Source organism: Pseudomonas sp. NPDC089569 (assembly GCF_050280625.1).
GTDB lineage: Bacteria > Pseudomonadota > Gammaproteobacteria > Pseudomonadales > Pseudomonadaceae > Aquipseudomonas.
Window position 1 is genome coordinate 96,335 of record NZ_JBNNVQ010000008.1, and the last position, 10,342, is coordinate 106,676.

Below are 10,342 nucleotides of genomic sequence, written 5' to 3' on the forward strand. Positions count from 1 at the left end.
AAGCCTGGCTCCTACAGGCGAAGACATCCTCAAGATCGCGTTCGCCGGCAAGCCTGGCTCCTACAGCGAAAGCGCTTTCAAGAACGTCTTCGCCGGCACATCGGATCGCCGCACCGCTGGCTCCTGCAGGGAGGCATCAATTGTTACTTGCCTGAAGCTGCCCGTCCCAGCCCCCGCCCAATGCTGCGATCAACTGCACGCTGGCGAGCAGGCGACTCTGCAACAGATCCAGGCTGCTGCGCTCGTTGTTCAATGCCGCCGCTTGAACCACCACGACATCCAGATACGCAATCAACCCGGCCTTGTACTGGTTCGTGGTAAGGCGCAACGACTCGCGGGCGGCTTGCAGTGCCTGTTGCCGCACCACGTCCTCGTCCTGCAGCACCTTGAGCTGGACCAGAAAGTTTTCCACTTCACGGAAACCGTCGAGTACGGTCTGGCGGTACTTGGCCACGGTCTCGTCATAGGCCGCCTCGCTGCGATCGACTTCTGCCGAACGCTGCCCGCCGTCGAACAAGGTCATGGCCAGTTGCGGCCCCACCGACCAGAAACGGTTAGGCAGGGTAAACCAGTCCTTTGAGGTACTGCTGCTGTATCCGCCGTTCATGCTCAGGGTCAGGTCCGGGTAATAAGCGGCCTTGGCCACGCCAATGTTGGCATTGGCAGCCATCACCGAGCGTTCGGCCGAGGCGATGTCCGGGCGCCGTTCCAGCAATTGCGAAGGAAAGCTCAATGGCACATCGGGCAACGCCGGGATATCCTGGGTTTCCGCCAGGTTCAACTCCGCCGGCGGCACACCGATCAGCACGGCAATGGCGTGCTCGAACTGGGCACGCTGCCAGATCAGATCGACCAGGTCGGCCTCGGTGCTCTTGAGCTGGGTCTGCGCCTGGGCCACCGCATCCTTGCCCGACACTCCGGCGCGGTACTGGTTTTCGGTCATGGTCAGCGAGCGCTGGTAGGTTTCCACAGTCGCTTGCAACAGGCGCTTCTGTTGATCGATGACACGCAATTGCACGTAGTTCTGCACCAGTTCCGATTGCTGGCTCAACCGCATCGCCGCCAGATCGGCGAAGCTGGCCTCGGCGTTGGCCCTGTCGGCTTCAAGGCCACGGCGCAGCTTGCCCCAGACATCGGCCTCCCAACTGACACCGGCCTGTGCGGTGTAGGTATTGCGAATACCGCTGGAGGAACTGGTCAGGCTGGAGTTGCTGCTGCCCGTACCCTGGCTGGAGCGATTCTTGCCGACGGTCAAATCCACCGTGGGGAAAAACGCTCCTCGGGCGCTGCGCACCAGCGCCTGTGCCTGGCGGTACTGGGCCTCGGACTGGGCAACCGACTGGTTGGAACTGTTGAGTCGTTCGACCAGGCCATTGAGCTGCTGGTCGCCATACAACTCCCACCACGCACCGCGGGCCAGGGCGTCGCTCGGATTGGCCTGGCGCCAGCCGGCCGCTTCCTTGTACTGCGCCGGTGCAGCGGTTTGCGGGCGCTGGTAGTCCGGGCCGATGGCGCAGGCACTGAGCATGGCCACGCACAGCGACAGGCTCAACAACCGCGAGCCTCGGGCAGTGATCAGCGGTGCGGTCAGTTTGAACGGCGAACGGTCAGTCATAGCGGAGTTTCCAGAGCGGCATCGGTGCGCACGCCGCGCCAGCGGTTGAAGCGATGGCGCAGCTTGTCGAGATAGAGGTAAACCACCGGAGTGGTGTAAAGGGTCAGCACCTGGCTGAAGATCAACCCGCCGATGATGGTCAGGCCCAGCGGCTGGCGCATTTCCGCCCCCTCGGCACGGCTGAGCAGCAGCGGCAAGGCGCCAAGGATCGCCGCCAGGGTGGTCATCAGGATCGGTCGCAGCCGTTGCAGGCATGCGTTGCGAATCGACTCCTGCGGCGCCATGCCTTGCTGGCGTTCGAGCTGCAGGGCGAGGTCGATCATCAGAATGGCGTTTTTCTTCACCACGCCGATCAACAGGAACAGCCCCAGCAACGAGATCAGGCTGAACTCGCCGCCCAGGGCATAAATCGACAACAACGCGCCGACGCCCGCCGATGGCAAGGTCGAGAGAATGGTCAGGGGGTGAATGTAGCTTTCGTACAGCACACCGAGCACCAGGTACACCGCCACCAGCGCGCCGAGGATCATCCACGGCTGACTCTTCTGGGTCGCGGCAAAGGCATCGGCGGTTCCGGCCATTTTCACGATGACATCTTCGGGCAGGCCCAGCGAGGCAATCGCCCGCTCGATGGCGGCACTGCCCTGCTCCACCGTCACCCCTGCGGCCATGTCGAAGGAAATGCTTTCCGAAGCGAACTGGCCTTCGTGGCTGACCCGATCGTCTTCCAGGCTGTTTTCGTAATGGGCGATGGTCGACAACGGAATCCGCGCGCCGGCAGCGGTGATCACCTGCACCTGATTGAGAGTGATCGGGTCACGGGCATATTTGGGGTTGACCTCCATCACCACCTGGTACTGGTTGAGGCTGTCGTAGATGGTCGATATCTGTCGCTGGCTGTAGGCGTTGTTCAGCACCGCGGTGACCATGTCCATGTCGACGCCCAGGCGCTTGGCCTGATCGCGGTCGACGATCAGCGTCACCTGCTGTGCGCCGCGGCCTTCGCGGGCATCGATCGCGGTCAGCTCGGGCAAGGCCTTGAGCGCGGTCACGACTTTTGGATACCACTGGCGCAACGCCCCCAGGTCGCCGCTTTGCAGGATGTAGGAATACTGCGATGTGGTCTGTTCGCGACCGCCGCCGAACTGCAGGTCCTGGTCGGCCATCAACATCAGTTGCGCACCGGGAACCTTGGGCATTTCCTTGCGCAAGCGCTCGATGACCTTCTGCGCGGAAATGTTGCGTTCCTTGATCGGCTTGAGGCGCACCAGCATGAAGGCATTGTTGGTGCCGTTGGTGCCGCCGATGAAACCGGCAACGCTTTGTACCGCATCGTCCTTGAGCACGGCGCGGCGGAAGGTCTCCATTTTCGGCTGCATCACACCGAACGACAGGCCATCGTCGCCGCGAACGAAACCGATCAACTGGCCAGTGTCCTGTTGCGGCAGAAAGGTTTTGGGCACCACCACGTACAGGGCAACGTTTACACCGACAGTGACGATCAGGCTGAGCAACGTCAGGCGGCGATGGCGCAGCACCCAGTCGAGACTGGTGGCGTATTTGCCGACCATCCATTCGTTGACCGACCGGCTCCAGCGTTGCAGCCGATTTTCCTGGCCAGGCGTATGCGGCTTGAGCCAGCGCGCGCAGAGCATCGGGGTCAATGTCAGGGAAACCACCAGCGACACCACGATGGCCGCCGCCAGAGTGATGGAGAACTCACGGAACAGGCTCTCGATGATCCCGCCCATGAACAGGATCGACAGGAACACCGCGACCAGCGACACGTTCATCGACAGCAAGGTGAAGCCCACTTCCCGGGCCCCCAGGTACGCCGCCCTCATGGGCCGCACCCCCTCGTCGATATGCCGGGAGATGTTCTCCAGCACCACGATGGCGTCGTCCACCACCAGCCCGGTGGCCAGAATCAGCGCCATCAGCGACAGGTTGTTCAGGGAGAATCCGTAGAGGTACATCACCGCAAAAGTGCCGACCAGCGACACCGGCACAGCCAGGGTCGGAATCAGCGATGCACGAAAGTTGCCGAGGAACAGGAACACCACCAGGATCACCAGCGCCACGGCGATCAGCAGGGTCATTTCCGCTTCATGCAGCGTGGCCTTGATCACCGGCGAACGGTCCATGGCCAGGTTCAGTTTGACGCTGGCCGGCAAAACGGCCTGCAACGCCGGCAACTGGGCCTTGATTTCGTTGACCGTCTCAATGATGTTGGCGCCGGCCTGACGGTTGATCACCAGCAGCACCGCCGAATCGTCGTTGAAAAAACCGCTGTTGTAGCGATCTTCGACGCCATCGCTGACCTTGGCCACATCCTTGAGGCGCAGGGCCGCGCCATTGGCGTAGTGAATGATCAACGACTCGTAGTCCTTGGCCTTTTCCAGTTGATCGTTGGCCTGCACCTGCCACAGTCGCTGATCGTCCTCCACCGAGCCCTTGGGCCTGCGCACGTTGGCGTTGGCAATGGTATTGCGTACATCGTCCAGCGCCACGCCGTACTGGTTGAGCGCCTGGGGTTCGAGCTCGATGCGCACGGCCGGCAGGGAGCTGCCGCCGATCTGTACCTCACCGACGCCCTGTACCTGCGACAGGCTCTGGGACAGGATGGTCGAGGCCAGGTCATACAACTGGCCTTTTTCCAGCACGTCCGACGTCAGCGACAGCACCATGATCGGCGCCTGGGACGGGTTGACCTTCTTGTAGGTCGGCATGCTGCGCATGCCGCTGGGCAACAAATTGCGCGAAGCGTTGATCGCCGCCTGCACTTCACGCGCCGCACCGTTGATGTCGCGGTCCAGGTCGAATTGCAGGATCACCCGTGTCGAGCCCTGGCTGGAGCGGCTGCTCATGGTGTTGACCCCGGCAATGGCGCCGAAGGAGCGTTCCAGCGGTGTGGCCACGGTGGACGCCATGACCTCCGGGCTCGCACCGGGCAGGCTGGCCTGGACCACAATGACCGGAAAGTCCATTTGCGGCAGCGGCGACACCGGCAACAGGCCGAAACTCACGCCGCCCAGCAACATGATGGCCAGCGAAAGCAGCATGGTCGCTACCGGACGCTTGATGAAAGGACCGGACAGGTTCATGGCTGCTCTACCGCTTCCACGGATTCGGACCTGGGTCCCCAACGACGGCCGAGACGATCGAAATACAGGTAAATCACCGGGGTGGTGAACAGGGTCAGGATCTGACTGACCAACAAACCACCGACCATCACCAGACCCAGCGGCTGGCGCAATTCCGCCCCGGAACCGGTGGCCAGCATCAGCGGCACCGCGCCGAACAAGGCGGCCAGGGTGGTCATCAGGATCGGCCGGAATCGCAGCAAGGCCGCCTGGTAGATCGCCGTTTGCGGGTCCATGCCCTGATTGCGTTCGGCGTCCAGCGCAAAGTCGATCATCATGATCGCGTTCTTCTTGACGATGCCGATGAGCAGGATGATGCCGATGATCGCGATCATCCCCAGGTCATTGCCGCTCAGCAGCAAGGCCAGCAACGCGCCGATGGCTGCCGAAGGCAAGGTGGACAGGATGGTGACGGGATGGATGTAGCTCTCGTACAGCACGCCGAGCACGATGTACATGGTCACCACCGCCGCCAGGATCAGCAGCAAGGTGCTTGACAGCGATGCCTGGAACGCCTCGGCAGCGCCCTGGAACTGGGTCTGCACGCCAATCGGCATGCCGATGTCCTTCTGCACCTGCTCGATGACTTGCACCGCATGCCCAAGCGCCACGCCGGGGGCCAGGTTGAACGACATCATGACCGCCGGGAACTGGCCGATATGGGTGATCGCCAATTGGGCCTGACGCTCTTCGACATGCGCCAGGCTGGACAACCGTACCTGAGCGCCATCGGTGGTCTTGACGTGAATCTGATCCAGCGCCTTGGGGCCGATCTTCTCGCCGGACTGCGACTGCAACACCACGCGGTACTGGCTGGCCTGGGTATAGATGGTGGAAATCTGTCGCTGGCCGAAGGCGTCGTACAGCGCATCGGTGATGTTCGATACCGACACCCCGACGCGCGATGCCGCATCACGGTCAATCACCAGGTAGACCTGCAAACCCTTGTCCTGCAGGTCACTGGCCACATCGGTCAGTTCCGGGCGATCCGCCAGCGCTTCGACCAGGCGCCCGCTCCACAAACTGAGCAACTCGGCGTCGGGTGACGACATGCTGAACTGGTACTGCGTGCGGCTGACCCGGTCCTCGATGGTCAGGTCCTGCACCGGTTGCATGAACAGACGGATGCCGACCAGTTTGTCCACTTGCGGCTGCAGCCGCGCGATCACCGCGTTGGCGTTCAGGTCACGATCACTGTGGGACTTGAGGTTGATCAGCAGTCGACCGCTGTTGAGCGTCGAGTTGTCACCGTCGACGCCAATGTAGGACGACAGGCTTTCGACCGCCGGATCCGCCAGGATGACCTTGGCCAATGCCTGCTGGCGCTCGCTCATCGCCGCGAAGGATATCGACTGCGGCGCCTCGGAAATGCCCTGGATAACCCCGGTGTCCTGCACCGGGAAAAACCCCTTGGGCACCACCATGTACAGCAATACCGTCAGTACCAGCGTGCCGATGGCCACCAGCAGGGTCAGCGGCTGGTGCCTGAGCACCCACTGCAATTTGCGCCCGTAGGCGGCGATCATCCAGTCGATGAACGCACCGCTGGCACGGTAGAAACGCCCCTGTTGCTCTTCCTTCGGCTCCTGCTTGAGCAGGCGCGCGCACATCATCGGCGTCAGCGTCAGGGACACCACCAGGGAAATCAGGATGGCCACCGCCAGGGTAATGGCGAACTCGCGGAACAGCCGCCCTACTACATCGGCCATGAACAGGAGCGGGATCAGCACGGCAATCAGCGACAGGGTCAGGGACACCAGGGTGAAGCCGATCTGCTTGGCACCCTTGAGCGCGGCATTGAGCGGGCTGTCGCCCTCCTCGATGAAACGTGAAATGTTCTCCAGCATCACGATGGCATCGTCCACCACGAAGCCGGTGGCGATGGTCAGCGCCATCAGGGTCAGGTTGTTGACCGAGAACCCCGCCAGGTACATCACGCCGAACGTACCGATCAGCGACAACGGCACGGCCACCGAGGGAATGATGGTGGCACTGGCCCGACGCAGGAACAGGAAGGTGACCATCACCACCAGTGCGATGGCGATCAGCAGTTCGTGCTGCACGTCCTTGACCGATGCCCGGATGGTCTGGGTACGGTCGGTCAGCACGACCACGTCCAGACCCGCAGGCAGGTTGTCGGTGATACTCGGCAGCAACGCCTTGATCCGATCCACCACCTCGATGACGTTGGCGCCCGGCTGGCGCTGGATGTTGAGCAGCACCGCCTGGTTTTCATTGGCCCATGCCGCCAGGCGTTCGTTCTCGGCGCCATCGACGATCTCGGCGACATCCTTCAGGCGCAACGGCGCGCCGTTGGAATAGGCCAGGATCAGGTTGGCGTAGTCCTCTGGCGAGGTCAGTTGATCGTTTGCATCGAGCATCGAAACCCGGGTCGGGCCGTCGAAGTTACCCTTGGGCTGGTTGACGTTGGAGGCGCCGATCAGGGTGCGCACATCCGACAGGTTCAGTTTGTTGGCCGCCAGTGCCTGGGGATTTACCTTGATCCGCACGGCCTGGCGTTGACCACCGGCAATACTGACCATGCCGACGCCGCTGATCTGGGCAATCTTCTGCGCCATGCGCGTATCAACCAGATCGTTGAGCTTGGGCAACAGCATGGTTTTGGAGGTGATGGCCAGGGTCAGCACCGGCGTATCGGCCGGGTTGACCTTGTTGTACACCGGCGGCGCGGGCAGATCCTTGGGCAACAGGTTGGTCGCCGCGTTGATCGCCGCCTGCACCTGCTGCTCGGCGACGTCCATGTTGATGTCGAGGCTGAAACGCAGGGTCAGTACCGAGGCGCCGCCGGAGCTGGTCGAGGCCATCTGGGTCAGCCCGGGCATCTGGCCGAACTGGCGCTCGAGCGGCGCGGTCACGGCGCTGGTCATGACATCCGGACTGGCGCCGGGATAGAGGGTCATGACGCGAATGGTCGGGTAATCGACCTGTGGCAATGCCGAAACCGGCAGCAGGCGGTAGGCGATCACACCGGCCAGAACAATGGCCAGCATGCTCAGGGTGGTCGCCACCGGGCGAAGAATGAACAGCCGCGAGAGATTCATGCGCCGCCCTTTTTCGCCTTGTCGGCAGGCGCCGGCTCAGTCGAACTGGCCGCCGATTTGCCCTGCAGGTGACCAGCCGGGCTGGCCGGTACTTGCTGCGGGTCGTTGACCACCTCCACATCGCTGCCGTCCTTCAGGCGATCGGTACCTTCCAGCACGACGCGATCCCCCGCTGCCAGGCCTTCGGTGACCACGGTGTTTTCACCGTCGCTGGCGCCGATCTTCAACTGACGGATCTTGACCTTCTTGTCGCCGTCCAGGGCATAGACGAACGTGCCGTTGGTGCCGAACTGGATCGCCGCGGACGGCGCGAGGATCACGCCCTTGAGGGTATCGGCCAGCAGGCGCACATTGACGAACTGATTGGGGAACAGCGACAGGTCGCGGTTCTCGTAGCGCGCCTTGAACTTCAGGGTGCCGGTAGCGACATCGATCTGGTTGTCCAGGCTCTGCAGCACGCCTGTTGCCTGCAACTTGGTATCGCCACGGTCCCAGGCTTCGGCGGGCAGCCTGGCGCCGCTGCGATAACGCGCAAGTACGGTTTCAAGGCTGTTTTCAGGCAGTGTGAAGGCCACGCTGATCGGCTGGGTCTGGGTGATGATCGCCAGCGCCGTGGTGTCATTGGCCGCGACCAGGTTGCCGACATCGAGCTGACGCAGGCCGACACGCCCGGCGATGGGGGCGCGGATCTTGGTGAATTCGAGATTGAGCCTGGCGTCGTTGACGGCCGCCTGGTTGGTCTTGACCGTGCCCTGGAACTGACCGACCAGCGCTTCGGCGGTGTCCAGGGTCTGCTTGGCGATACTGTCTTCACGGTACAAGCCGCGATAACGCTCGACATCCACCTGGGCGTTCTTCAATTGCGCCTGATTCTGCAGCAAGGTGCCTTCGGCCTGGAGCAAGGCATTCTGGTAAGGGCGCGGGTCGATCTCGGCCAGCAGATCGCCTGCCTTGACCATCTGCCCTTCCTCGAAATAGATCTTGACCAGCTCACCGGCAACGCGGCTGCGCACGTTGATGGTATTGAGCGCGGTGACCGTGCCCAGTGCCTTGTAGTAAAGCGGGAAATCCCCCTTGACCGCCGGAGCGACCCGAACCGGGACCGGGCCGGTCGCGCCACCGAACCCCGGGCGCATGCCGCCGGACCTGCCGACGTGCCCTGCCACGGCTTTCTGCCCCACGGCCTCTTTCGGCGCAGTACCGCCGGGCCAGAATTTCCAGCACAGCGCGGCGATGACCAGCAGGACAAGCAGGCCAAACAGCCAGCGACGGGGACTACGGGAAGCGGAGGATTGCATTGAGTGATCAACCATTGGGCGCGTGGGCTTTTTTTTGCATGTAGCTGAACGATAAGCACTGGCGGGTGTTAAGCAAAGCGCCTTTACCGGCAATTTACTTTCGGCTTACGTAACAGAAAATGTTTCCAAGATACTGAATCACAAATGAAAACGGCCTGGACAGGGCCAGGCCGTTAACAATTGTAAAGCAGTACTTATTTCAGTACGGCCAACGCTGCTTCGTAGTTTGGCTCTTCAGCGATTTCCTTGACCAGTTCGCTGTGCAGCACATTGTCGTTTTCGTCCAGAACGACCACGGCGCGGGCAGTCAGGCCCTTGAGCGGGCCGTCGGCAATGGCGACACCGTAGTTCTGGATGAATTCTGCGCCACGCAGGGTCGACAGGTTCTGTACGTTTTCCAGGCCTTCAGCGCCGCAGAAACGTGCCTGGGCGAACGGCAGGTCGGCGGAGATGCACAGCACCACGGTGTTGGCAATGTCATTGGCCTGGGCATTGAACTTGCGCACCGATGTAGCGCAGGTTGGGGTGTCGATGCTTGGGAAAATGTTCAGCACTTTGCGCTTGCCGGCGAAGTCTTTCAGGGTGACATCGGACAGATTGCCGGCCACCAGGGAAAAGGCTGGCGCCTTGGAACCGGCTTGGGGCAACTGGCCGTTGACTTGAACCGGATTGCCTTTGAGGGTGACTTGAGCCATGAACGGATTCCTTCTGAACGTTGATGTAGAGGATGTTAAGAGGCCGAAGTTAACCACGAAATGCGCCGGTCACCTACCCCGGATACAAATCGTGAACCATCGTGCTCACAAATGACAGAGAGCCCGTAGGAACGAACGCGTTTTCATGGTCGCCGCAAGACGTAAGACCGTCTTCGCCGTAGGAGCCAGGCTTGCCGGCGAACGCGCTTTCGTGATCGCTGCAAGACGTAAGGCCGCCTTCGCGAGCAAGCCTCGCTCCTACAGGCGAACGCGTTTTCGATGGCGACGCATGACGCAAGACCGTCTTCGCTGTAGGAGCCAGGCTTGCCGGCGAACGCGCTTTCGTGATCGCTGCAAGACGTAAGGCCGCCTTCGCGGGCAAGCCTCGCTCCTACAGGCGAACGCGTTTTCAATGGCGACGCATGACGCAAGGCCGTCTTCGCTGTAGGAGCCAGGCTTGCCGGCGAACGCGCTTTCGTGATCGCTGCAAGACGTAAGGCCGCCTTCGCGGGCAAGCCTCGCTCCTACA

At 62.0% G+C, this 10,342-nt stretch carries 5 protein-coding genes; all 5 read right to left on the reverse strand.

From position 1 onward, the window contains the following. Positions 1-136 precede the first annotated feature (136 nt). Positions 137-1,615, reverse strand: coding sequence for an efflux transporter outer membrane subunit (locus tag ACQKP2_RS06275; protein ID WP_427575257.1), 1,479 nt, complete (start codon positions 1,613-1,615; stop codon positions 137-139). Further along, a complete protein-coding gene (locus ACQKP2_RS06280; protein WP_427575258.1) occupies positions 1,612-4,719 on the reverse strand; it encodes an efflux RND transporter permease subunit in 3,108 nt (1,035 codons plus the stop codon). The genes ACQKP2_RS06275 and ACQKP2_RS06280 overlap by 4 nt, the downstream gene beginning before the upstream one ends. Further along, complete coding sequence (locus tag ACQKP2_RS06285) at positions 4,716-7,820, reverse strand: MdtB/MuxB family multidrug efflux RND transporter permease subunit (protein WP_427575260.1); 3,105 nt, start codon at positions 7,818-7,820, stop codon at positions 4,716-4,718. Before ACQKP2_RS06285 ends, ACQKP2_RS06280 begins: the two co-directional genes overlap by 4 nt. After that, complete coding sequence (locus tag ACQKP2_RS06290; RefSeq protein ID WP_427575262.1) at positions 7,817-9,133, reverse strand: MdtA/MuxA family multidrug efflux RND transporter periplasmic adaptor subunit; 1,317 nt, start codon at positions 9,131-9,133, stop codon at positions 7,817-7,819. Before ACQKP2_RS06290 ends, ACQKP2_RS06285 begins: the two co-directional genes overlap by 4 nt. 179 nt (positions 9,134-9,312) lie before the next feature. Further along, positions 9,313-9,813, reverse strand: a complete 501-nt coding sequence (gene tpx / locus ACQKP2_RS06295) for a thiol peroxidase (protein ID WP_110962635.1) — start codon at positions 9,811-9,813, stop codon at positions 9,313-9,315. Between the last annotated feature and the right edge of the window lie 529 nt (positions 9,814-10,342).